The following is a 22,779-nucleotide window of genomic DNA, read 5'->3' as shown; positions in this document are numbered from 1 at the left end:
GCTAGCAGGAAAAGAAAAGGAGGGATGCCATGACACCAGCGCTCCCCCGCCCCGGCTGACCGGCTGGGCGGCCGGAGCGCGGGGCGGGGACAGCGTCGGGTCAGGCGCGGAGCGTCGCTCCGAAGCGCTCGCCGGCAGCGGCGACCGCGGCGTCGCGGGACTTGGTGGCCTCGTCGACGGTGAGGGTGCGGTCCGCGGCGCGGAAGCGGAGCTTGTACGCCAGGGAACGCTTGCCGTCGCCGAGCTGCTCGCCGGTGTAGACGTCGAAGAGGGTGATCTCCTCGAGCAGTTCGCCCGCTCCCTCGCGGAGCACGTCGGCGAGGTCGGCGGACGGGACGTCCGTGCCGGCGACCAGGGCGACGTCCAGCAGCACCGGCGGGTAGGCCGAGATGCTGGGCGCCGGACGGGAGTCGGGCAGCGGGATCGCGTCCAGGTCGAGTTCCATCGCGACCGTGCGCGGCGGCAGGCCGAGTGCCTCGACGACCTTCGGGTGCAGTTCGCCCGCGTGGCCGACCGGCCAGTCGCCCACCCGCAGCTGGGCGCAGCGGCCCGGGTGCCACGGCAGGAGATCCGCGGCCTGCACGGTGAGCTGCACGCCGGCGGCCTCCGCCACGAGGCGCGCGGCTTGCACGGCGTCGGCCCAGCCCGCCTGGTCGCCCTTGCCCCACCAGCCCGCGCGCGGGCGCTGGCCGCTGAGGACGACGGCGACGTGCACCGGCTGCGCGGGCACGGCGGCCTCCAACACCGCGAGGTCCTCGTCGCTCGGGCGGTGCTCGACGCCGAGGTCCGGGACCTTGAGCTGGTTCGGCTTCGGCAGCACGACCTGGCCGACGTGGAACAGCGACACGTCCTTCAGGCCGCGGGAAACGTTGCGCTGCAACGTCTCCAGCAGGCCCGGCAGGAGCGTGGTCGCCATCCGGTCGTGGTCGGCTTCGAGCGGGTTCTGCACGCGCACGGTGGTGCGGCGGATGTCGTCCTCGGGCAGGCCGAAGGCGTCCCACACCGCGTCGCCGATGAACGGGAACGGGCGCACCTCGACGTAGCCCGCCTCGGCGAGCGCGCCCGACACCGCGCGGCGGCGGCGCTGCGCGTCGGTGAGGCCGCGGCCCGCGGGCGCGGCCGGCAGGACCGACGGGATGCTGTCGTAGCCCTCGAGCCGCAGGACCTCCTCGACGAGGTCGGCCGGCTGCACAAGGTCGCCGCGCCAGCTCGGCGGGGTCGCGGTGACGAGGCCGACGCCCTGGTCGCTCGTGCTGAGCTGGACCTTGCAGCCGATCTGGCCCAGCCGCCGCACGGTGACGCCGCGTTCGTAGCGCACGCCGGCGATCTGGTCGGGCAGGTTGATCGGCATGGTCACCGGGGCGTGCGGGGCGACGCCGCCGACGTCGGTGCGGCCCGGGCGGATCGCGCCGTCGCCGTACTGGCGCAGCAGCCGCGCGGCGAGTTCCACCGCGGCCGCGCACAGCGCCGGGTCGGTGTAGCGCTCGAAGCGCTTCGCCGCCTCGGAGAACAGCTTGTGCCGTCGTGCGGTGCGGCTGATCGACGCCGGGTTCCAGTGCGCCGCCTCGAGAAGCACGTCGGTGCTCTCCGGCGTGATCTCCGTGCTGGCGCCGCCCATCGTGCCGGCCAGGGAGATGACGCCTCTGTCGTCGGCGATCACGATGTCGTCCGCGTCGAGGGTGCGCTCCACGTCGTCGAGCGTGGTGAGCTTCTCCCCCGCCTTCGCGCGGCGCACCACCAGGTCGCCCTGGATGGAGCCGGTCGCGAAGGCGTGCAGCGGGTGGCCCAGCTCGAGCATCACGTAGTTGGTGACGTCCACCGCAAGCGAGATGGACCGGATGCCGGCCAGCATCAGACGGCGGCGGATCCGCCACGGCGTCGGCGCGGTCGCGTCGAGACCGGTGACGCGGCGCAGCACGAACCGCGGGCAGCCCTCGGGGTCTTCGACCCGGACCGGCCAGGCCTCGCCCTCGGCTTCCGGGAAGTTGTCGAGCATCGCCGGGTCGCCGAACGGCACGTCGAGCGCGTTCGACAGTTCGCGCGCCAGGCCGCGGATCGACAGCGCGTAGCCGCGGTCCGGGGTCGGCGTGACCTCGATGACGGTGTCGTCGAGGCCGAGCAGGTCCTTCGCGTCGTCGCCCGGGCTCGCCGTGCCCGGCGGGAGCACGAGGATGCCGCTGTGGTCGTCGCCGAGGCCGAGTTCGGCCGCGGAGCAGATCATGCCGTCGCTGACCTTGCCGTAGGTCTTGCGCGCGGCGATCTCGAAATCGCCCGGCAGAACGACGCCCGGCAGCGCGACCACGACGAGGTCGCCCTCGGCGAAGTTGCTCGCGCCGCAGATGATGCCGCGCGTCTTGATGCCGTGCGGGCCCTCGTTCTCGAGCGGGCCGTCGTCCTCGTCTTCGTCCTCTTCGGACAGTTCCGCGTCGTCGGGCTCGGGGTCGGGTTCCTCGCCGACCTCGACGCGGCAGAACCGCACCGGCTTCTTGAAGCCGGTCAGCTCCTCGATCTCCGCGACGCGGCCGACCACGAGCGGGCCGGTCACCGGGCCGAGCTCGCTCAGCTCGTCGACCTCGATCCCGATCCGCACGAAGGCGTCGGCCAGGTCCTGCGGCGTGACGTCCGCATCCACTTCGAGATGCTCGGTCAGCCAGCTCACCGGGACTCGCACTACGCCTCCGTTCCGAAGGGAAGGGTGAACCGGACGTCGCCTTCGACCATGTCGCGCATGTCCGGGATGCCGTTGCGGAACTGCAGCGTCCGCTCGATGCCCATGCCGAACGCGAAGCCGGAGTAGACCTCCGGGTCGACTCCGCACGCGCGCAGGACGTTCGGGTTGACCATGCCGCAGCCGCCCCATTCGACCCAGCCAGGGCCGCCCTTCTTCTCTTCGAACCAGACGTCGACCTCCGCCGACGGCTCGGTGAACGGGAAGAAGTGCGGGCGCAGCCGCGTCTTGGAGCTCTCGCCGAACATCGCGCGGGCGAACGAGTCGAGCGTGCCCTTGAGGTGTGCCATGGTGAGGCCCTTGTCGACGGCGAGGCCTTCGACCTGGGTGAACACCGGCGTGTGCGTGGAGTCGAGCTCGTCGGTGCGGTAGGTGCGACCCGGGCACACGACGTACACCGGCAGGTCGCGGTGCAGCAGGCTGCGGGCCTGCACCGGCGAGGTGTGCGTGCGCAGCACCAGGCCGGAGCCTTCCTCGCCTACGTAGAACGTGTCCTGCAACTGCCGCGCCGGATGGTCCTTGCCGAAGTTCAGCGCGTCGAAGTTGAACCACTCGGCCTCGAGCTCGGGCCCTTCGGCGACCTCGTAGCCCATGGCGACGAAGACGTCGGCGATGCGCTCGGACAGCGTGCTGATCGGGTGCCGGGCTCCGCGCGGGACCTGGTCCCACGGCAGCGTGACGTCGACGGCCTCCTCGCGCAGCACACGCTCGTCGCGCTCGGCCTGCAACGCGGCGCGGCGCGCGTCGAACGCGGACTGCACCGCCTGCCGGGCCTCGTTGACGCGCTTGCCCGCGTCGGCTTTCTCCTGCTTCGGCAGCGCGGCGATCTCCCGGCGCGCCAGCAGCACCGGAGACTGGTCCCCGAGATGGGCCGGTTTGACGGCGGCGAGCGCGTCCAGGTCGGCCGCGCCGGCGAAGGCGTCCTCGGCCGCCTTGATCGCCGCGCGCAGGGTCTCCGGTGCGAGCACGTCGACCGGCTGTTCTGTGGCTCCGGACATGACTCCTCGGCGTCCACTGGGACTGGTGTTGTCGGCGGCACGCGGGCATGCCGCCGCACGTGCACATCGGGCAGCTCAGTCTAGGGGATCGGGCTCCAGGCCCGGCCGCTCACCCTCCGCTTCCGGAGCCGCTGCGCCGGATCCGCCCCGTGATCACGACCGACCGTCGCCGAGGACCCGAACGGACGTCAGCAGATCAGGTGAGAACCGCCCCTCGACCGGCTTGCCGCGACGCCCGCCCGGGGCGACGGCGAGACGGGTGTGAGAGGGCGGAGCTGCCGTGCTTGGCGGGGCGAAGTCTTGAGGTGTCCGGGAGCGACGACTGCGGGATCGGCGCTCGGGTCGGACGGTGACAGCGGTGAAGAGCGCCGACGGCTCGATCGAGCGCGATGTGCGCGACAGGATTCGGGCAGGGGTGCGCCGGAGGGCGGCAAGCCGGCAGGAAGCGTGGAAGTGACCGGCGACGCACTTGGCATCCGGACAACTCGGCGAGCGCAACCCGGCAGTAAACCGGCGGGCACAGTTCGACCGGAGCCGGAGGTTTGCGACAAGCGCAGTCCGGCAAGCGGCTGGAACGTGGCAGGAACGACCCGGCAAGCGGCCGAGACGTGGCACGCACCACCCGGCAAACGCCCGGGACGCGGCAGGCACAACACGACGAACGGCCGGAACGCGGCACGCACGACCCCGCAGGTGACCAACGATGCGGCAGGCACCACCCGGCAAACGCCCGGGACATGGCAGGCACAACACGGCAAACGGCCGGAACGTGGCAGGAACGACCCAGCAGGTGACCGACGATGCGGCACGCGCCACCCGGCAAACGGCCAGGGCATGGCAAGCACGACGCGGCCGGTGACCGACTATGCGGCAGGCACAGCTCAGCAGCCAGCGAGCAGCGCGACGGCACGATTCCGCGGCCAACAGGGCCTGCGACAAGCGCAAACCGGCAGCGCAAACGGGCAGCGCAGAGACTAGCGGCGCAGACTAGTGGCCGCTTGTGGCCGCGAGGCGAGGGAAGTTGCCACGACCGCCGGGCTGATATCCGTGTCGTGGCGGGCGTCGAGCGGCCCCGGCACCGCCCCGGTCAAAGTTCTGGTGGCATAAGGAGTCGATCGTGCGCCAAGCAAGCCGGAGCGCTCGACGGCGAGGTCCGGCGGAGGCCGCCGGGCGTCAGAGGTGGAACGCGGTCGTCACCTGGCGAAGAAGGTCCTCCTCCGAAGTCGCGGAGTCGACCTCGATCGCCCGCAGCCCGAGCCGCGAAGTCTGCTCTCGGAGGCGGTTCGTGAACATCCGGTCCCGTTCGGCGAGATTGCGGGCGGCCCGGGCCGGATCGCTGGTGCGCCATGCGAAACCCTCCCCCGGCGTGCTCCGGCCTTCGATCGCCGCGTGGCGGAACTCCGGCGTCGGCAGGAGCCAGACGGCTTGGTCCACGGCCTTCAGCAGCGGCTCTACCAGGTGCGGCAGCAGCCGGAAGCCGTCGGCGACAACGGGAGGGTCCGAAGGCAGGTCTAGGAGATCTTCGGCAATCAGCTCGAAACCCTCGCCGCGGAACCAGTGGAACGTCTCCAGCATGACGTTGGGAGAACGGCGCACCCAGCGTTCGTCCATGTCCATGGACCGGAAGGCGTGCAGCATCGGAGCCGAAGCAGGAGTCGTGCGGGCGGTGTGGGCGCGCATGGTGTCGTCGGTCGCGTAGTGGTGCCAGCCGTAGCGGGCGGCTAGGCGGCGGGCGATCGTCGATTTGCCCGCGCCGGGGGCGCCGCCGATCCAGTAGACGTGCCGGAGGTCCGCCACGGTCAGCGGTGGGCGGCCATCGCTGCGGTGTAGACGCAGACTGCGGCGGCGGTCGCCAGGTTGAGGCTTTCCGCCTTGCCGTACAACGGGATTCGGACTGCTTCGTCTACAGCGGACAAGACGTCCTCGGGCAGGCCGTGCGCTTCGTTGCCGAAGATCCAGGCCACTGGGTCTCCGAAGTGGACAGTCTCCAGCGACGTCGAGGCATAGCCGTGCGCGGCCAGTGTTCGGAGGCCGGCCGAGCGCAGGGCTGTCAGGACCGACGGGATGTCGCGGGCGCGGGCCAGCGGGACGTGGAACGTGGAACCGGCGGCGGCGCGGACGCTTTTGCCGTTGTGCGGGTCGACGGTGTCGCCGGCCAGGACAACTGCGTCAGCACCGGCGGCGTCGGCTACCCGGATGACAGTGCCTGCGTTGCCGGGTTCGGCGACGTCGACCAGGACGACCACCAGCCGGGCCGAGGCCAGGACTGTCTCCAGTGGACGGTCGACCAGCGAGCAGACGGCGATGATTCCTTGCGGCGTCACGGTTTCCGACAGGCTCGCGGCCGCGCGGTCGGTGATCGGCGACACGCGGGGGGCGGCCTCCACCAGAGCTGGGTGGGCGGCGGCGGCGCGTTCGGTGACGAAGAGTTCGTGCACCGTGCCGTGGGAAAGCGCCGAGGTGACGGCGTTGACCCCTTCGGCCAGGAAGCGGCCGGTTTTCTCGCGTTCCGCGCGCCGGGTCAGTTTGCGCGCGGCAACGACCCGGGGGGTCCGTTCGGTGAACGGATCCGCCCCGGGCCGGAAAATGCCGCTGGTCAGGCCGACTTCGCTTCGCCGGTCGTGACGTTCGCCTTGGCGACCTCGGCGAGCGCGGCGAAAGCGGCCGCGTCGTTGACCGCGAGATCCGCGAGGATCTTGCGGTCCACCTCGACACCGGCGGCCTTCAGGCCCTGGATGAACCGGTTGTAGGTGACGCCGTTGGCGCGAGCGGCCGCGTTGATGCGGGTGATCCACAGCTGGCGGAAGTCACCCTTGCGCGCGCGGCGGTCGCGGTAGGCGTAGTTGAGCGAGTGGAGCGTCTGCTCCTTGGCCTTGCGGTACAGCCGCGAACGCTGGCCGCGGTAACCGCTGGCCAGTTCGAGAGTCGCGCGACGCTTCTTCTGGGCGTTGACCGCCCGCTTGACGCGTGCCACTGGTCCATCCTGTCGAATTCGGGGGGTGCGAGGACCCCGGGGTGGTCGGGAAAGGGTGCGGGCCTCAGCGGCCGAGCAGGCGCTTCACGCGGCCGACGTCGCTCTGGGCGACCTCGGTCGTGCCCTCGAGACGGCGGGTGAGGCGGTTGGACTTCTTCTCCATCAGGTGGCGGCGGCCGGCCTTCTGGCGGCGCAGCTTGCCCGAACCGGTCACGCGGACGCGCTTCGACGTGCCCTTGTGCGTCTTCATCTTCGGCATGCTTGTTGTCCTCTTCCGTGCGGCGGCACACCGGATGACCCGGTGTGCCGCTGACTGTGCTGGTCGGCGCTGGGGCGCTACGCCTCGGGAGCCGATTCGGCCGATTCGGCTTTCGCCGCCTTCGGCTTCACGTTCTTGTGCGGGGCCAGCACCATGATCATGTTGCGTCCGTCCTGCTTCGGCGACGATTCCACGAAGCCGAGCTCGGTGACGTCGTCGGCGAGCTTCTGCAGGAGCCGGAAACCGAGCTCCGGCCGGGACTGCTCGCGACCGCGGAACATGATCGTGACCTTGACCTTGTTGCCCGCCGCCAGGAACCGCGACACGTGACCCTTCTTGGTCTCGTAGTCGTGCTGGTCGATCTTCGGCCGCAGCTTCTGTTCCTTGATGACGGTCAGATGCTGGTTGCGTCGCGAGTCGCGGGCTTTCTGCGCGCTCTCGTACTTGAACTTGCCGAAGTCCATGAGCTTGGCCACGGGCGGGCGGGCCTGCGGGGCCACCTCGACGAGGTCGAGGTCCGCCTCTTGGGCAAGCCGCAGCGCATCCTCGATCCGGACGATGCCGACCTGCTCGCCGTTGGGGCCGACGAGCCGGACTTCCGGCACCCGGATGCGGTCGTTGATGCGTGTCTCGGAGCTGATGGGGCCTCCTTGGTCCGAGTGATGTTTTCTCGTTTCGACCTGGTGCCCTCATGACTCAGGCCCCGTCGCCGGCTGCTGCCGGTGCACGGGGCCCGCTCTGTCTCCGATCGCGCCCGGCCGGAGGGCCGAACGCTTCGCCTCGGCGGTACGCTGCCTGAACGGCATGCACCACTTCGGCGAGACCGGACCCGGACACCTGAGTCGGTGACGCGGGTGGGAGCGGGGCTCCACTTGCCGCCCCCGATCGCTCGGGAGCTGGTCGCACGTGGAAGGGTACCAGACGTGTCTGAACAACCTTCGCCACCGCCCCCGTATTCCCCCGACGACCGCGGGCTCGAGGAGATCCCGAGCGTCGAGGTGATCAGCCGCGCCGCGGTGATGCTGCTGTCCGCGGGAGCCGAACGCCTCGGCCTCGCCGACGCCGACCCGGAGAACTCGCCGCACCGCGACCTCGACGAGGCGCGCCGCCTCATCACCGCGCTCGCCGGGCTCGTCACCGCCTCCGCCGAGTACCTCGGCCTGCACGCCGGGCCCCTTCGCGACGGACTGCAGTCGCTGCAGAAGGCGTTCCGCGAGGCTTCGGTCGTGCCGGACCCGCCGGGCCAGGGGCCGGGCGAGAAGTACACCGGGCCGGTTTACTGAGCCCCGGGCTCTCCCGAGAGACATCCGAAGACCCGCCTCGCGGCATCGCCGGGCGGGTCTTCGCCGTTTCCGGCCGAGGGCCGAGGAGCAACGAGGCCCCGGCGCGCAGGATCGGTGCAGGCGGAACCGCGGCACGCGATCGGCGGGACGCTGATCGACGCTCAGCGGGCCGACGCGCTGAGCCCTGCGGCGCCGGGTGCCGGAGTTCGACCCGGCGATCCACGAAGTCCGATCCACGAAGCCTCGGTCCCGCAGCTCGCCATGACCGCGGCCGCGCTCCGGTGCCCGCGCCACTCCGGGCGACCACGGACGAGCCACGCGGCACCCGGGCCGTGCGGCCGACGGCCCGCCGCAAACCCACGGCAACACGCGGGAACTCGCGGGAACTCGCGGCACCTCGGCAACTCGCGGCACCTCGGCAACTCGCGGCACCTCGGCAACTCGCGGCACCTCGGCAACTCGCGCGGGCGCCGCGCCCGCGCGACGCCGCGGCATCACACCAGCGCCCGCGTGGATCCCGTCATTCCAAGCCATTGCCCCCAATGACAGCGGACATCTAACATGTTAGATGTGAGTGCACTTCCCAAGGTCTCCCGCCCGCTGCTGCGCGACGAGGCGTACGAGCTCATCCGGCACGCCATCATCGACGGCAGCCTCCCGCCGGGCACTCCGCTGCGCGACGCGGACCTCGCCGACCAGCTCGGGCTTTCCCGCGCCCCGGTCCGGCAGGCACTGCTGCGGCTGGCCGAGGACCGGCTGGTCGTGTCGAAGCCGCAGAGTTACACGAGGGTCGCCGAGTTCGACGCCGGCGACGTCCGCGACGCGGTCCGGCTCGTCCGGGCGTTGCACGAGCTGGCCGTGCGCGAAGCACTCCCCCGGCTCGGCCAGCGGGAGATCGCGGAAATGCGCGAGGCCAACGACCGGTTTCGCGAAGCTGTCGCCGAAGGAGACGTCGGCAAGGCGATCGAAGCGGACGACGAACTGCACGAGATCCCCGTGCGGGCGTGCGGCAACCGGGCGGTCGCGGCGACGCTCGACCGGTACACGCCGTTATTGCGCCGGCTCGAATACGCGCGGTTCAGCTCGCTGCCCGCACACCGTTCGGTCACCCGGCACGAAGAACTCATCGACGCGCTGGAAAGCGGCGACGAAAAGACCGCGGCGCAGCTCACTTCAACGATTTGGACCGACCTCGAAGCCCTCCTGGAGGACGCGTGAGCCTGGCTGATTTCCCCCGTTTCCCGCTGCTGATCGGGCCTTCGCCGGTGCACCGGCTGGAGCGGCTGACCGAGCACCTCGGCGGCGCGACCGTCTGGGCCAAGCGCGAGGACCTCAACTCCGGCCTCGCCTACGGCGGCAACAAAACGCGCAAGCTCGAGTACCTCGTCGCCGACGCGCTCGCCAAGGGCGCGGACACGCTCGTCTCGATCGGCGGCGTCCAGTCGAACCACACGCGCCAGGTCGCGGCTGCCGCGGCGCGCGCCGGGATGAAAGCCGCGCTGGTGCAAGAAAGCTGGGTCGACTGGGCCGATCCGCTGCACGACAAGGTCGGCAACATCCAGCTGTCGCGGATCCTCGGCGCGGACGTCCGGCTCGTCGACGCCGGGTTCGGCATCGGCTTCAAGGAGAGCTGGGAGCGGGCGCTGGCGGAGGTCGAAGCGAGCGGCGGCACGCCGTACGCGATCCCGGCCGGGGCGTCGGATCATCAGCTCGGCGGGCTCGGGTTCGCGAACTGGGTGCTGGAGCTGGAAGAACAAGAACGCGAACTCGGCGTTTTCTTCGACACTGTCGTGGTTTGCTCGGTCACCGGCAGCACGCAGGCGGGGATGATGGCCGGAGCGGCGGTGAGCGGGAAGCCGCGGCGGATTCTGGGGATCGACGCGTCGGCGAAGCCCGACGAGACGCGGGAGCAGATCGGCCGTATCGCGAAGAGCACGGCGGAGCTGATCGAAGCAGGGCCGGTTGAAGACGTAGAACTCGACGAGCGCTATCACGCGGGGGTTTACGGCATTCCGGACGAGCAGACGCTTGAGGCGATCCATACCGCCGCGCGGCTCGAAGGCATGATCACCGATCCGGTGTACGAGGGGAAGTCGATGGCCGGGCTCATCGATCTCGTGCGCACCGGCGAGATCGCGAAGGATTCGAACGTGCTGTACGCACACCTCGGCGGGCAGCCCGCGATCAATGCGTACACGAGCGTGCTCGGCTGAAGCGACTGTCCGTGAAGGGCTCCTTGAGGGAATCAGATTCCCTCAAGGAGCCCTTCACGGACCACAAGCAACGTCAGTCGAGGACGGCGAGCACGTCGATCTCGACCAGGAGACCGGCGGGCAGCCCGACGTACACCGTGGTGCGGGCCGCGTGCGGGGCCTCGCCGATCAGCTCGTTGTAGACCTCGTTGAACGCGGCGAAGTGGCTGGTGTCGGTGAGGTACACGCGCACCATCACCGCGTCCGCGAAACTCGAGCCCGCTTCTTCGAGCAGCGCGGTCAGGTTCTTGAACACCTGCCGGGTCTGGCTCACGACGTCGTCGCCGACGATCTCGTTCGTGGCCGGGTCGAACGCGACCGCGCCGGCGACCTGCAGGATGTTCCCCTTGCGGACGGCCTGCGAGAAGTTCGCCGGCGGCTTCGGCGCGTTCTCGCTGGTGATCGCCGTCTTGCCCATCATTGCCCCTTTCCGTTCCCCGTCCATCCACTGTGGACGGAAGCTTTCTCGGTGGCGGCCAGCAGCTCGGGCACGAGCGCCAGCAGCCCGTCGTAGTCCAGCAACACCTTCGGCACCGACATCGACGCCGCGGCGAGCACTTCGCCGCCCGCGCCGCGCACCGGCGCGGAAACGCAGTGGATGAAGTCCTCGTGCTCGGCATTGTCCACCGCGTACCCGCGCTCAGCGACCTGGTCCAGTTCGGCCAAGTACGCCTCGGGCGTGGTGATGGTGTTGGCGGTGAGCACGACGTAGTCGATCGCGCGGGCGATCTCCTCGCGTTTCGCCCGCGGCATCGCCGCGACGAGCACCTTGCCGACCGCGGTGCAGTGCAGCGGCGCGCGTTTGCCGACCCGCGAATACATCCGGACCGCGTGGTGTCCCTCGAACTTGTCGATGTACACCACCTCGCCGTCCTCATAGGACGCCAGGTGCACGGTGTGCCCGGTGCGCAGGTTCAGCTCGGCGAGCGCTTCGTGCGAACTGCGCCGGACGTCGCGGTCCTCGAGCGCCTGGTTGGCGAGGTCGAAAAGCGCGCTGCCGAGCCGGTAGTGCCGGGTACCCTCGCGCCGCACGAAGTGGTGCGATTCGAGCGTGCGCAGCAGGCGCAGCACGGTCGTCTTGTGCACGCCGATCTCTTCGGCCAGCTCGTCGAGCGTTTTGCCGCCGCGAGCGAGACCGCCCAGCAGCGTCAGCGCGCGGTCGAGACTTTGGCTCACGTGGCCACCACTCCCTCTCCGGTGAGCCGGACGGAACCCCAGCTGTCGGCGTCCGCCTGCACCAGTTTCGTCACGACGGCCTCGGCCAGCGGCGCGCCGACGTCGTCTTGAGTCAACAGCGTCGCCGCGGCTTGCAGGTGACCGCGCCGAAGCCTCGTCAGCGGGTCGGCGCCGCGCAGAGTCGCGGCCAGAAATCCGGCGGCGAAGGCGTCTCCGGCGCCGACCGGCTCGACGACATCAACCTGAAGCGCGGGCGAGAACAGCGGTTCGGCCGAGCCCTCCACGAGCGTCGCGCCGCGTTCCCCGTGCTTGACCACGAGCGTGCGCGGGCCGGGCAGCAGAGCGCGCAGCCGCGCCGGATCGCCGGTGCCCCACACGCGTTCCGCCTCGTCGTCGCCGGTCAGCACCAGATCGGCCTTCCCCGCCAGTTCGGCGAGCACGGACTGGTCGCGTCCGGTCCACAGCGCGGGGCGATGGTTGACGTCGAACGACACGAGCAGGTCGCCGCGCGGACGGTCGAGCAGCGCGCGGACGAGCGCGAGGCAGCTGTCCGAAAGCGCGGGCGTGATCCCGGAGAGATGCAGCACGCGGACGCCGGAGAAGTCCAGTCGGGACACCAGTTCCGGGCCCATGCCGGACGCGGCGGAGCCCGAGCGGTAGTAGCGGACCGGACTGCCGCCCGCGCCGCTTTCCTTCACGTACAGCCCGGTCGGGCGGGTCGGGTCGACTACGACGCCGTGCACGTCGACGCCCGCCGAAGCGATCTCGCGGACGAGCGCGCGGCCGAACGGGTCGTCGCCGACCGCGCTGACCCATCCGCTCGGCACGCCGAGGGCGGGCAGGTGGCACGCGACGTTCGACTCCGCGCCGCCGATGGTGCGCAGCCAGGTGCGCACCTCGTCCGGCGGGCCGGGTTCGGCGGGCACGAACAACGCCATCGACTCGCCGATGCAGAGCACTTCGGGCGACCCAGTCGGACTGCTGGTCACTGACGTCCCTTCCCCGTTGACCTGTGGCGACCCGGATGCTACACCTATGCAACGCATTTTGCGCAACGTCCGTTGCAAGATACGCAACCGAGGTCCTGAATGAACAGCAACGCCGCTCTCACCGCCGCCGTCCGAGCCGGGCGCGGCGAACGGATCGACTGGCGCTTCCGCGCGCTCCCCCCGGCCCTGTCCGGGCTCACTCTCGACGAAGCCGCGGCCCGCCGCGCCAAGCTCTTCGACGACGGCTTCTTCGGTCCGTTCGTGGTGCTCGACGCGAACGCGATGGAACACAACCTCGCCACGATGGCCCGCTGGTGCGCCGACCGCGGCATCGCGCTCGCGCCGCACGGCAAGACGACGATGGCGCCGGAGCTGTTCGCCCGGCAGCTTGAGCACGGCTCGTGGGGCATCACCGCGGCGAACGCCGGGCACGTGCGGATCTACCGCGCGTTCGGCGTGTCGCGGATCCTGCTGGCGAACCAGGTCGTGGACCCGTCCGCGCTGCGCTGGCTGGCCGGCGAGCTGGCGGCGGATCCGGACTTCGAGTTCGTCTGCTGGGTCGACTCGGTGCGCAGCGTCGAGCTGATGACCGAAGCGCTCGCCGGTGCCGAGCGGCCGGTCGATGTGCTCGTGGAGCTGGGCGGCGAAGGCGGCCGCACAGGTGTCCGCGACGCGGCGACCGCGCTTGCCGTCGCTGAGGCCGCAGCGAAGAGCCCGGTGCTCCGGCTGCGTGGCACTGGTGGTTACGAAGGCGCGCTTTCGCACCACACTGACGAAGCGGCGCTGGCGAAGATTAGTTCCTATGTGGACAGTCTTCGCGACGCGACGGTTACGTTCGCGGACAAGGGTTTGCTCGCGGAGGGTCCGGTGTACGTCACCGCGGGCGGCAGCGCTTACTTCGACCGCGTCGTGGACGAGCTGACCAAGCCGTGGCCGGACGGGCTCGAAGTGGTCCCGATCCTGCGCAGCGGCGCGTACCTCACGCACGACGACGGCTTCTACCGCGAGATCTCGCCGCTCGGCGAACACCCGCGCATCGCCGGTGTCGACAGCTTCCGTCCCGCGTTGCACGCGTGGGCGCAGGTGACGTCGAAGCCAACGCCGGAGCTGGCGCTGCTCACCGCGGGCAAGCGCGACCTGCCGTACGACGAAGGCATGCCGGAGCCGCAGCTGCTGCGCAAGGACGGCGTGGTCACCGAGCTGACCGGGCACACCGTCCCGAAGCTCAACGACCAGCACGCGTTCCTCGAACTGCCGGAAGGCTCGCCGGTCGAGGTCGGCGACTGGATCCGGCTCGGTTTGTCGCATCCGTGCACGACGTTCGACAAGTGGTCGCTGCTGCCGGTCGTGGACGCCGACGGCGAGACGGTGGTCGACTTCGTGCGGACGTGGTTCTGATGGATCTCGTGATCCGCGGTGCCCGAGTCGCCGACGGAACCGGGGCCCCGCTGGAAATCCGCGACGTCGGCATCGCCGGCGACCGCATCGCCGACGTCGCCGCGCCGGGCGAACTCACCGCGCCGCGCGTGCTTGACGCGACCGGGCAGGTGCTCTCCCCCGGCTTCATCGACATGCACTCGCATTCCGACCTGCAGGTGCTCGCCACCCCGGACCATCTGGCGAAAATCAGCCAAGGCGTGACCACCGAGGTGCTGGGCCAGGACGGTCTCTCGTACGCGCCGGTCAACGACGAGGTGCTCGCGAGCCTGCGCCAGCAGCTGGCCGGATGGAACGACGACCCGGCCGGGTTCGATTGGAACTGGCGCTCGGTCGGCGAGTACCTGGACCGGCTCGACCAGGGCATCGCGACGAACGCCGCGTACCTGGTCCCGCAGGGCACGGTGCGGATGCTGGTGGTCGGCTGGGAGGACCGGCCCGCCACCGAAACCGAACTGGCCCGGATGAAAGAACTCATCGCGACCGGGCTGGAGGAAGGCGCGTTCGGGCTCTCGTCCGGGCTGACCTACACGCCCGGGATGTACGCGACCACCGAGGAACTGGTCGAGCTGTGCCGGGTGGCCGGCGAGCGCGGCGGTTACTACAGCCCGCACCACCGCAGCTACGGCGCGGGCGCGCTGGAGGCGTTCGCGGAGATGGTCGACGTCTCCCGCCGCTCCGGCTGTCCCCTGCACCTCGCGCACGCGACGATGAACTTCTCCGTCAACAAGGGCAAGGCACCGGATCTGTTGCGGCTGCTGGACGACGCGCTCGACGACGGCTGCGACATCACCCTCGACACGTACCCGTACCTGCCCGGGGCGACCTACCTGTCCGCGCTCCTGCCGAGCTGGTCCACCGAAGGCGGCCTGGAGCCGACGCTCGCCCGACTGTCCGATCCGGACACTCGGGAACGGATCCGAGCGGAGATCGAAGAGTCCGGTTCGGACGGCGCGCACGGCGTCCCGATCGACTGGGACGCCATCGAAATAAACGGAGTCCGCCGCGAGGAAAACGCCGCACTGGTGGGCCACAGCGTCCTCGCTTCCGCCCGTGCTGCCGGAAAACCCCCGGCAGAGCTGTACTTCGACACGCTGATCGACGAAAAGCTCGGCACGTCCTGCCTCATGCACGTGGGGCACGAGGAAAACGTGCAAGCCATCATGCGGCACCGCACGCACACCGGCGGCTCGGACGGCCTGCTGGTCGGCGCGCGGCCGCACCCCCGCGCGTGGGGCACCTTCCCGCGGTACCTCGCGCGCTACGTCCGCGAACTGGGCGTTCTCGAGCTGGCCGACTGCGTCGCGCACCTCACCGGGCGCGCGGCACGGCGGCTGGGGCTGACCGACCGGGGCCTCGTGCGTCCCGGTCACGCAGCCGATCTGGTGCTGTTCGACCCGAACACGGTCGCCGACACCGCGACGTTCGACAATCCGCGGCAGCCCGCCGCGGGCCTCTCCCACGTCTTCGTCAACGGCGTCGCCGCCCTCGAAGACGGAACCCCCACCGGCGCGCTCGCCGGGCATTCCCTTCGCCATCCCGGGAGTCGACGATGATTCACTGGCTGCAGACCAGCACGGCCGGTCTGCTCACGCTGGCCGCGGTGTCCATCGCGGTGCTGCTTTTCCTCATCATCAAGGTGAAGGTCGAACCGTTCATCGCCTTGATCGTGGTGGGCCTGCTCACCGCGCTGGCCGCGGGCGTGCCGGTCGGCACCCTGGTCGGCACCGCCCAGAAAACCTCGGATTCGCTGCTGGAGAAGGGCTTCGGCAGCATTCTCGGGCACATCGCGGCGATCATCGGGCTGGGCACGCTGCTCGGTTCGATCCTGGAGAAATCCGGCGGCGCGCGCGTGCTCACCTCGGCGTTGCTGCGGGCGTTCGGCGAGAAACGCGCTCCGCTCGCCATGGGTCTTTCCGGCCTGATTTTCGGCATCCCGGTGTTTTTCGACATCGGTATTTTCGTGCTCGCGCCGCTGGTTTACGCGGCGGCGAAGCAGGGCGGCCGGTCGATCGTGCTGTACGCGATGCCGTTGCTGGCCGGGCTTTCCATCACGCACGCCTTCATCCCGCCGCACCCGGGCCCGGTCGCCGCGGCCGGGCTGCTGCACGTCGATCTCGGCTGGCTGATCCTGATGGGCGCGGTCTGCGGCATCCCGGCCTGGTTCATCGGCGGCATCCTGTACTCGACGTGGATCGGCAAGCGCGTTGACGTGCCGCTGGCCGAGGACTTCGCGAAGCTCGCCGGGGAAGAGGGCGAGCAGGACGGCCCCGCGCCGTCGCTCAAGCTGGTCGGCGGGATCATCGCGGTGCCGCTGGTGCTGATCCTCCTGGGGACGTTCGGCAGCATCCTGCTGCCCAAGGGGTCCACTGGTGCGGGGATCGCGGCGTTCCTCGGCACGCCGGCCATCGCGCTGACCATCGCGACGCTGCTCGCGTCGTGGCTGCTCGGCCGCCGGCGCGGGATGAGCGGCGCGGATCTGGCCCGGCTTTCCGCCAACGCACTGCGTCCGGTCGCGATGATTCTTCTTGTGGTCGGCGCGGGTTCGTTCTTCGGAGCGGTGCTGTCCGCCACCGGAATCGGCAAGGCGGTGGCCGGATCCCTTGGCGACGCCGGGCTTCCGGTGCTGCTGGCGGCGTACATCATCAGCTGCGGCATGCGCATCGCCCAGGGGTCCGCGACGGTCGCGATCGTGACGACGAGCGGCATTGTCGCGCCGACGGTGATGGATCTGCATTATTCGCAAGCACAATTGGCGCTCGTGGTGGTCGCGATCTCGGCCGGGTCGATCATCGCCTCGCACGTGAACGACGGCGGATTCTGGATCGTGTCCCGTTACTTCGGGCTGACCGTGACGCAAACCCTGAAAACCTGGACGGCTTTGGAAACAGTCCTTTCCTTGAGCGGTTTCGGTGTGGCAGCATTGGTGATGGCATTGGTCTGAACCACATCGGCACAGGTTCCGGGGGTATTCGATGACCGAGATTTCCCGTCGCACGTTTGTCGGAGCGGTCGGCGCGGCCGGGGCCGCCGCCGTGGTGGGCGCACAGCTCGCCACGGCAGCGCCCCGGCCGCGCGCGGCCACGACGGTGTACGTCGGCAGCTACACCACCAGCGCACCGGCGGGCCACGGGCTCGACGTCACCCAGCGAGCGGCGGGAAGCCCCGCGCTCACGCCGGTGCGCACCGTTCCGAAGCTGACCGACGTCTCCTGGTTCGACCGCACTCGCGACGGCCGGATCCTGTACGTCACCAACGAAAACGAGGGCGCGGAGACCGGCACGGTGTCCGCATTGGACATCTCCGACCCGACCCGGCCGAAGCTGCTCGGGTCGACGTCCTCGGAGGGCGGCTCGCCCACGCACCTTTCGGTGCACCCGAGCCAGAAGTACGTGCTGGCCGCCAATTACGACTCCGGCAGCGTCGTCGTGCTGCCGATCAAGGCAGGCGGCAAGCTCGGCGCGGCCACCGACCTGCAGCAGCACCAGGGCAAGGAACCGCACGCGCACCAGGTGGTCACCGACCCGTCCGGCAAATGGGTGCTCGCAGTAGACCTCGGCACTGACTCGGTGTACGTCTACTCGTTCGACACCGGCAAGGGAAAGCTGAAGCTGCACAAGCAGATCACCCTTCCCGCCGGTGCCGGGCCGCGGCACCTCGCGTTCCACCCGAACGGCAAATTCGCTTACGTCGCCCAGGAACTGCGGCCGGAGATCACCGTCGCCAGCTGGGATTCCGCCACCGGCACGTTCAAGCCGATCGCCGTCGTGCCCGCGGTTCCGCCGGGCAGCACCGGCGAACTGTTCCCCGGCGAGATCACCGTGTCGCGCGACGGGAAGTTCGTCTACGCCACCGTGCGCGGCCCCAACACCGTCGCCACCTTCACTGTCGCCGACGGCGGAGCCGGGCTCACCCTGGTGTCCTCGGCGGCCTCCGGCGGCAACTGGCCGCGGCACCTCGCGCTGGACCCGGACGAGAAGTGGTTCTACGTCTCGAACCAGCGCTCCGGCACGGTCACCTGGCTGCCGCGCGACCCGGCCACCGGCCTCCCCGGCAAGTCCGCGGGCTCGCTCGCCGTCCCGAACGTCAATTCTGTCTTCTTCGTCTGAGAAAAACCGGGGCTGTCACGCCGCACAGCCCCGTCTTTTCCGGTCTCTGACCGGTCCCCGCGACAGGAGTCACCGATGAAGCTGCGCTCTGTCCTGCCCGCTGTCGCCACGCTGGCGTTGCTCGCCGCGTGCGCGCCCACTCAATCCGGCCCGGCCGCCTCCGGCGGAAACCAAACCGACGGCACGCTCCGGGTCTGGCTGTTCGACGAGGCGAACCGCGCGCCGAAAGAGGCCGCGGTCAAGGAAGCGATCACCGAGTTCGAGGCCAACCACGCCGGCGTGAAGGTCGACGTGCAGTGGGTCCCGGTCGAAGGCCGCGCGGACAAGTTCTCCGGCGCGTTCAACGATCCCTCCAACGCCCCCGACGTCGCCGAGTTCGGCAACACCGACGTCTCCAGCTACGCGCAGACCGGCGCGTTGTCCGACCTCACCAAGGACATCACGAACTGGTCGGACGGCAAAGACCTGCTTCCGTCCGTTTTGGACACCGCGAAGGCCAACGGCAAGATCTACGGCATCCCCTGGTACACCGGCATCCGCGCGCTGTACTACCGCACCGACGTGTTCGCCGAACTCGGCCTCAAGCCGCCCACGACGCTGGCCGAGCTGACTGACGACGCGCGCAAGATCCGCGAGAAGAAGCCGGATCTGTACGGCATCGCCACCGGCGGCAAGTACACCTACGCGATGCTGCCGTTCATCTGGGCCAACGGCGGCGACCTGGCCAAACAGGACAATGGCAAGTGGACGTCCACTGTGGACTCCGCGCAGGCCAAGGCAGGCGTCACCGCGTACGCGAACCTGATCAAGGACGACATCTGCCCGCCCGCGGCCTGCGCCAACCTCACCGGCACGCAGAGCGTCACCGCGTTCGCCGGCGGCAAGGCGGGCATGGTGATCGGCGGCGACTTCAACCGCAAGGCCGTCGAAAAGGGCGCGGTGAAGGGCAAGTACGCGATCATGCCGATCCCCGGCACCACCCCGGGTTCGGTCGCGCCCGCGTTCGCCGGCGGCAACCTGCTGGGCGTGTTCGGCGCGAGCCAGCGCCACGGTCTCGCGGTGCAGTTCGCCGAACTGCTGGCCGGCATCAAGTACCAGGAGAAGATGTACGCCGCGATGGGCAATCTGCCCACCCTCGCGTCGGTGCAGAAGAAGCTCGCCGCCAGCGACCCGACGCTGAAGGCCTTTGTGGACACTCTGAGCGCGGGCACGAAGTTCGTGCCGAGCACCCCGGCGTGGTCCAAGATCGACAGCCAGAACGTGCTGCCCACCGCCGTGCAGCAGATCGCGACCGGCGGCAAGGACGCGAACGCCGCGCTGGCCGACGCCGCCGCGGCGATGAACAAGAACTTCGGCTGACCCGTGGCCGCAGTCCGTTCCGCGACCGTCCGCCGCGACGGCCGCGCGGCCCTCCTGTACCTGCTGCCCGCCGGGATCCTGCTCGGCGCGCTGCTGGTGTACCCGATTTACCAGCTGGTCGTGATCTCGCTCTACGACTACGGCCAGCCGCAGGCGGCGGGTGCGGCCCCGCTGGTGTTCCTGGGCCTCGACAACTACGTCAACCTGCTTGCCGACGTCCAGTTCTGGACGGTGCTCGGCAAGACGGTCGGGTTCGCCGCGGCCTGCGTGATCGGCAGCCTGGTCGTCGGCACGGCTTTGGCCGTGCTGGCGAGCCGGGTCCGCGCGGTCCCGCGCACGCTGCTGTTCCTGGCGGCGCTCGGCGCGTGGGCGACCCCGGCGATCGCCGGCTCGTACGTCTGGCTGTTCCTCTTCGACACCGATTTCGGCCTGGTGAACGAGGTGCTCTCGGGCATCGGGTTCACCGGGATGGAGCACCATTCCTGGACGTTCGGCACCTTCGGGACGTTCGGGCTGGTCGCCGCCGAGGTGATCTGGTGCTCGTTCCCGTTCGTCATGGTCACCATGTACGCCGGGATCAGCGGGGTGCCGAAGGAGACGCTGGAGGCGGCGGCGCTCGACGGCGCGTCGGTCTGGCGCACCACGCGGTCGGTGATCCTGCCCGCGGTGCGGCCGCTGCTCACCATCGCGACCGTGCAGTCGATCATCTGGGACTTCAAGGTGTTCACCCAGATCTACGTGATGACCAACGGCGGCGGCATCGCCGGGCGGAACCTGATCCTGAACGTCTACGCCTACCAGCAGGCGTTCGCCGGGCAGGAGTACGGGCTCGGCTCCGCGATCGGGGTCGTGATGACCTTGCTGCTGCTGTCCATCACCGGGCTCTACGTCCGGTCCCAGCGCCGGAGTGCCGCATGGCTGTGAAAGTGCGCCGCCCCGCGCGGCTCGTCGCCGAAATCGTGACCGTGGTGATCGCCGGGATCGTCGCGTTCCCGCTGTACTGGATGGTGCTGTCGGCCTTCAAACCGGCCGGGGAAATCCAGTCGGCGCATCCGAAACCGTGGACGTTCGCGCCTTCGCTGGACAGTTTCCGGCGCGTGCTCACGGTTTCCGGATTCGGCCGGTTCTTCCTCAACAGCCTCGCCGTCGCGGTGGTCGTGGTGCTGCTGTCGCTGGTGCTGTCGTTCCTTTCGGCGGTGGCACTGACGCGATTCCGGTTCCGCGGGCGCGGAATGCTGCTGGTGATGATCCTGGTCGCGCAAATGGTTCCGGTGGAAGCGCTGACCATTCCGCTGTTCTTCCTGATGCGCTCGGTCGGCGGGGCCGTGCCGGCGTTCGGGCTCAACGAACTGGGCTCGCTGGTGCTGGTGCACCTGGCGTTCAGCCTGCCGTTCGCGATCTGGATGCTGCGCGGGTTCGTCGCCGCGGTGCCCGCCGAACTGGAGGAAGCGGCCACTTTGGACGGTGCGTCGCGGATGCGGTTCACCTGGCAGATCCTGTTCCCGCTCGTCGCTCCCGGGCTCGTGGCGGTGAGCGTGCTCGCGTTCATCCACGCGTGGAACGACTTCCTGTTCGCCAAGACGTTCATCATCTCCAAGACCGAAAACCAGACTCTGCCGCAGGCGATCCTGGTGTTCTTCAAACCGGAGGACACCGACTGGGGCGCCGTGATGGCCTCGTCCACCCTGATGACGATCCCCGTGCTGGTGTTTTTCGTGCTGGTGCAACGGAGGCTCGTCGGCGGGACGGCCGGGGCCGTGAAGGGATGACCATGTCCGGTTTCGACACTCTCCTCCCCCGCCCGGTGTCCGCGGAAGCGGCGCCCGGCACCTGTCCGTGGCCCGCGCCGGTAGAGGTCCGCCCGGCCTCGGAGCTGCCCGCCGAGGGCTACCGGCTCACGATCGCTCCCGGCGGCGTCACACTCGACGCGGCCGACGCGGCGGGCGAGTTCTACGGCCGCCAGACCCTGCGCCAGCTGGCCGGTCCGGACGCGTTCCGTTCCGTGTCGATCCACAATGGACCGGTCGAGCTGCCGTGCGGGACGATCACCGACCATCCGCGATTCGCCTGGCGCGGCTGCCTTTACGACGTCTCGCGGCACTTCCGGACGAAGGCCGAGGTGCTGCGGTTCATCGACCTGTTGGCCGCGCACAAGATGAACGTGCTGAACCTGCACCTCACCGACGACCAGGGCTGGCGGATCGAGACGCCGGAATTCCCCCGGCTCACGTCTGTCGGCGGCTGGCGGAAATCGTCCATGGTCGGCAGGCACGACGGCCCTGAACGCGACGGCCGCCCGCACGGCGGTTACTACACTGTGGACGATCTGCGGGAGATCGTCGCGTACGCCGCGACCCGGTCGGTCACCGTAGTGCCCGAAGTGGACATTCCCGGACACGCCCGAGCCGCCATCACGGCGTACCCGGAACTCGGCCCGGCCAGCGAAACCCCCTGGGAGGTCTGGACTTCCTGGGGCATCAGCACCTCGCTGCTGGATCCGTCGGAGTCCACTCTGGACTTCTTCCGCGCGGTCTTCGACCACGTGCTGGACATCTTCCCGTCCCCGGTGATCGCGCTCGGCGGCGACGAGGTGCCCGGGGTCACCGAGGCGCACCACCAGTTCGTCCGGGCAATCGCGGCCCACCTCGCCGCCCGAGGACGCACACCGATGGGCTGGGACGAAGTCCTCGACGGCGGCGACCTGCCGACGATGGTGATCGGCGTGTGGCAGGACCGCGAACGGGCGTCGCTGGCGTTGAAGGCCGGACACGAGGTGGTGCTCTGCCCCGAGGACGGCGTGTACCTAGACCACCGCCAAAGCGACCACCCGGACGAACCGATCCCGGTCGGCTACCTGCAGGATCTCGAACATTTCTACGGTTTCGAGCCCGAATCCGGACCGCGCGTGCGCGGAGTCCAAGCGCAGCTGTGGTCCGAACACCTGGACACCGTGCGGCGAACGGACTACGCGGCATTCCCGCGCCTGTCAGCGTTCGCCGAGGTCGCCTGGAGCAGCGGCCCGCGCGACTACGCAGAATTCCTGCCCCGCCTGCGAAACCACCACCTGCCGCGCCTAAACGCACTCGGCGTGGACTACCGCCCCCTCGACGGCCCACACCCATGGCAAACCCGCCCAGACGCACCAGGCCGCCCACGCTGACGCCCCCCGTTTTCGACGCCGCTACCCCCTACCCCCTCCTCCCCCCAACTCGCCC

Annotated in this window: 21 protein-coding genes; 11 read left to right on the top strand and 10 right to left on the bottom strand. The window is 69.9% G+C overall.

Going from position 1 to position 22,779, the window contains the following annotated elements:
* Nucleotides 1-100: 100 nt before the first annotated feature.
* The 7 genes from pheT to infC all read right to left on the bottom strand — a co-directional run bounded on the left by pheT (nucleotide 101) and on the right by infC (nucleotide 7,600).
* The gene (gene pheT / locus ABD156_RS41545; protein ID WP_344286563.1) at nucleotides 101-2,671 is read right to left on the bottom strand and encodes a phenylalanine--tRNA ligase subunit beta; all 2,571 of its coding nucleotides are present in this window, start codon (nucleotides 2,669-2,671) and stop codon (nucleotides 101-103) included.
* Nucleotides 2,671-3,726, bottom strand: a complete 1,056-nt coding sequence (gene pheS / locus ABD156_RS41540) for a phenylalanine--tRNA ligase subunit alpha (RefSeq protein WP_344286561.1) — start codon at nucleotides 3,724-3,726, stop codon at nucleotides 2,671-2,673. The genes pheT and pheS overlap by 1 nt, the downstream gene beginning before the upstream one ends.
* Before the next feature lie 1,173 nt (nucleotides 3,727-4,899).
* Nucleotides 4,900-5,523 (bottom strand): nucleoside monophosphate kinase, encoded by a 624-nt coding sequence (locus ABD156_RS41535; protein WP_344286559.1) that lies wholly within the window; start codon nucleotides 5,521-5,523, stop codon nucleotides 4,900-4,902.
* 2 nt (nucleotides 5,524-5,525) lie between these two features.
* Nucleotides 5,526-6,314 (bottom strand): TrmH family RNA methyltransferase, encoded by a 789-nt coding sequence (locus ABD156_RS41530; RefSeq protein ID WP_377928008.1) that lies wholly within the window; start codon nucleotides 6,312-6,314, stop codon nucleotides 5,526-5,528.
* A gap of 8 nt (nucleotides 6,315-6,322) precedes the next feature.
* Entirely contained in the window at nucleotides 6,323-6,700 is a 378-nt protein-coding gene (rplT, locus tag ABD156_RS41525; RefSeq protein WP_020660351.1) for a 50S ribosomal protein L20, read from the bottom strand.
* A 64-nt stretch (nucleotides 6,701-6,764) separates the two neighbouring features.
* A complete protein-coding gene (rpmI, locus tag ABD156_RS41520) occupies nucleotides 6,765-6,959 on the bottom strand; it encodes a 50S ribosomal protein L35 (protein ID WP_344286555.1) in 195 nt (64 codons plus the stop codon).
* A 77-nt stretch (nucleotides 6,960-7,036) separates the two neighbouring features.
* Entirely contained in the window at nucleotides 7,037-7,600 is a 564-nt protein-coding gene (gene infC / locus ABD156_RS41515; protein ID WP_200864208.1) for a translation initiation factor IF-3, read from the bottom strand.
* A gap of 282 nt (nucleotides 7,601-7,882) precedes the next feature.
* On the opposite strand from infC, the gene ABD156_RS41510 reads away from it, so the two are divergent.
* The 3 genes from ABD156_RS41510 to ABD156_RS41500 all read left to right on the top strand — a co-directional run bounded on the left by ABD156_RS41510 (nucleotide 7,883) and on the right by ABD156_RS41500 (nucleotide 10,455).
* On the top strand, nucleotides 7,883-8,242 hold the full coding sequence (locus tag ABD156_RS41510) for a DUF1844 domain-containing protein (RefSeq protein ID WP_037370356.1): 360 nt from the start codon (nucleotides 7,883-7,885) through the stop codon (nucleotides 8,240-8,242).
* 570 nt (nucleotides 8,243-8,812) lie between these two features.
* Nucleotides 8,813-9,460, top strand: a complete 648-nt coding sequence (locus tag ABD156_RS41505; protein ID WP_377927995.1) for a GntR family transcriptional regulator — start codon at nucleotides 8,813-8,815, stop codon at nucleotides 9,458-9,460.
* On the top strand, nucleotides 9,457-10,455 hold the full coding sequence (locus tag ABD156_RS41500; RefSeq protein ID WP_344286549.1) for a 1-aminocyclopropane-1-carboxylate deaminase: 999 nt from the start codon (nucleotides 9,457-9,459) through the stop codon (nucleotides 10,453-10,455). The genes ABD156_RS41505 and ABD156_RS41500 overlap by 4 nt, the downstream gene beginning before the upstream one ends.
* 73 nt (nucleotides 10,456-10,528) lie before the next feature.
* Here ABD156_RS41500 and ABD156_RS41495 read toward each other — a convergent pair whose 3' ends face one another.
* From ABD156_RS41495 to ABD156_RS41485, 3 genes are read right to left on the bottom strand one after another with little or no spacing between them, the layout of a single operon-like run.
* Entirely contained in the window at nucleotides 10,529-10,912 is a 384-nt protein-coding gene (locus tag ABD156_RS41495) for a RidA family protein (RefSeq protein ID WP_116204166.1), read from the bottom strand.
* Nucleotides 10,912-11,670: an IclR family transcriptional regulator gene (locus tag ABD156_RS41490; RefSeq protein ID WP_344286546.1), complete on the bottom strand. Its 759-nt coding sequence runs from the start codon at nucleotides 11,668-11,670 to the stop codon at nucleotides 10,912-10,914. Before ABD156_RS41490 ends, ABD156_RS41495 begins: the two co-directional genes overlap by 1 nt.
* Nucleotides 11,667-12,608: a sugar kinase gene (locus ABD156_RS41485; RefSeq protein ID WP_377928006.1), complete on the bottom strand. Its 942-nt coding sequence runs from the start codon at nucleotides 12,606-12,608 to the stop codon at nucleotides 11,667-11,669. The genes ABD156_RS41490 and ABD156_RS41485 overlap by 4 nt, the downstream gene beginning before the upstream one ends.
* Nucleotides 12,609-12,758: 150 nt before the next feature.
* Between ABD156_RS41485 and ABD156_RS41480 the strand changes: the two genes are divergently transcribed.
* From ABD156_RS41480 to ABD156_RS41445, 8 genes are all read left to right on the top strand, one after another.
* Complete coding sequence (locus tag ABD156_RS41480) at nucleotides 12,759-14,057, top strand: amino acid deaminase (protein WP_344286542.1); 1,299 nt, start codon at nucleotides 12,759-12,761, stop codon at nucleotides 14,055-14,057.
* Nucleotides 14,057-15,652, top strand: a complete 1,596-nt coding sequence (locus ABD156_RS41475) for an N-acyl-D-amino-acid deacylase family protein (protein WP_344286541.1) — start codon at nucleotides 14,057-14,059, stop codon at nucleotides 15,650-15,652. Before ABD156_RS41480 ends, ABD156_RS41475 begins: the two co-directional genes overlap by 1 nt.
* Entirely contained in the window at nucleotides 15,649-17,040 is a 1,392-nt protein-coding gene (locus tag ABD156_RS41470) for a GntP family permease (protein WP_344286539.1), read from the top strand. The genes ABD156_RS41475 and ABD156_RS41470 overlap by 4 nt, the downstream gene beginning before the upstream one ends.
* Nucleotides 17,041-17,071: 31 nt before the next feature.
* Nucleotides 17,072-18,205, top strand: a complete 1,134-nt coding sequence (locus tag ABD156_RS41465) for a lactonase family protein (RefSeq protein ID WP_344286537.1) — start codon at nucleotides 17,072-17,074, stop codon at nucleotides 18,203-18,205.
* A gap of 75 nt (nucleotides 18,206-18,280) precedes the next feature.
* Nucleotides 18,281-19,564 (top strand): extracellular solute-binding protein, encoded by a 1,284-nt coding sequence (locus ABD156_RS41460; RefSeq protein ID WP_344286535.1) that lies wholly within the window; start codon nucleotides 18,281-18,283, stop codon nucleotides 19,562-19,564.
* A 3-nt stretch (nucleotides 19,565-19,567) separates the two neighbouring features.
* The gene (locus ABD156_RS41455; protein ID WP_344286534.1) at nucleotides 19,568-20,488 is read left to right on the top strand and encodes a carbohydrate ABC transporter permease; all 921 of its coding nucleotides are present in this window, start codon (nucleotides 19,568-19,570) and stop codon (nucleotides 20,486-20,488) included.
* A complete protein-coding gene (locus ABD156_RS41450) occupies nucleotides 20,479-21,333 on the top strand; it encodes a carbohydrate ABC transporter permease (protein ID WP_344286532.1) in 855 nt (284 codons plus the stop codon). The genes ABD156_RS41455 and ABD156_RS41450 overlap by 10 nt, the downstream gene beginning before the upstream one ends.
* A gap of 2 nt (nucleotides 21,334-21,335) precedes the next feature.
* Nucleotides 21,336-22,724 (top strand): beta-N-acetylhexosaminidase, encoded by a 1,389-nt coding sequence (locus ABD156_RS41445; RefSeq protein WP_344286530.1) that lies wholly within the window; start codon nucleotides 21,336-21,338, stop codon nucleotides 22,722-22,724.
* Nucleotides 22,725-22,779: the final 55 nt, after the last annotated feature.

This window comes from Amycolatopsis albidoflavus, assembly GCF_039525725.1.
Taxonomy (GTDB): Bacteria; Actinomycetota; Actinomycetes; order Mycobacteriales; family Pseudonocardiaceae; genus Amycolatopsis; species Amycolatopsis albidoflava.
The sequence above is the reverse complement of the archived record's forward strand: the minus strand, read 5'-3'. Positions and strand labels throughout refer to the sequence as shown.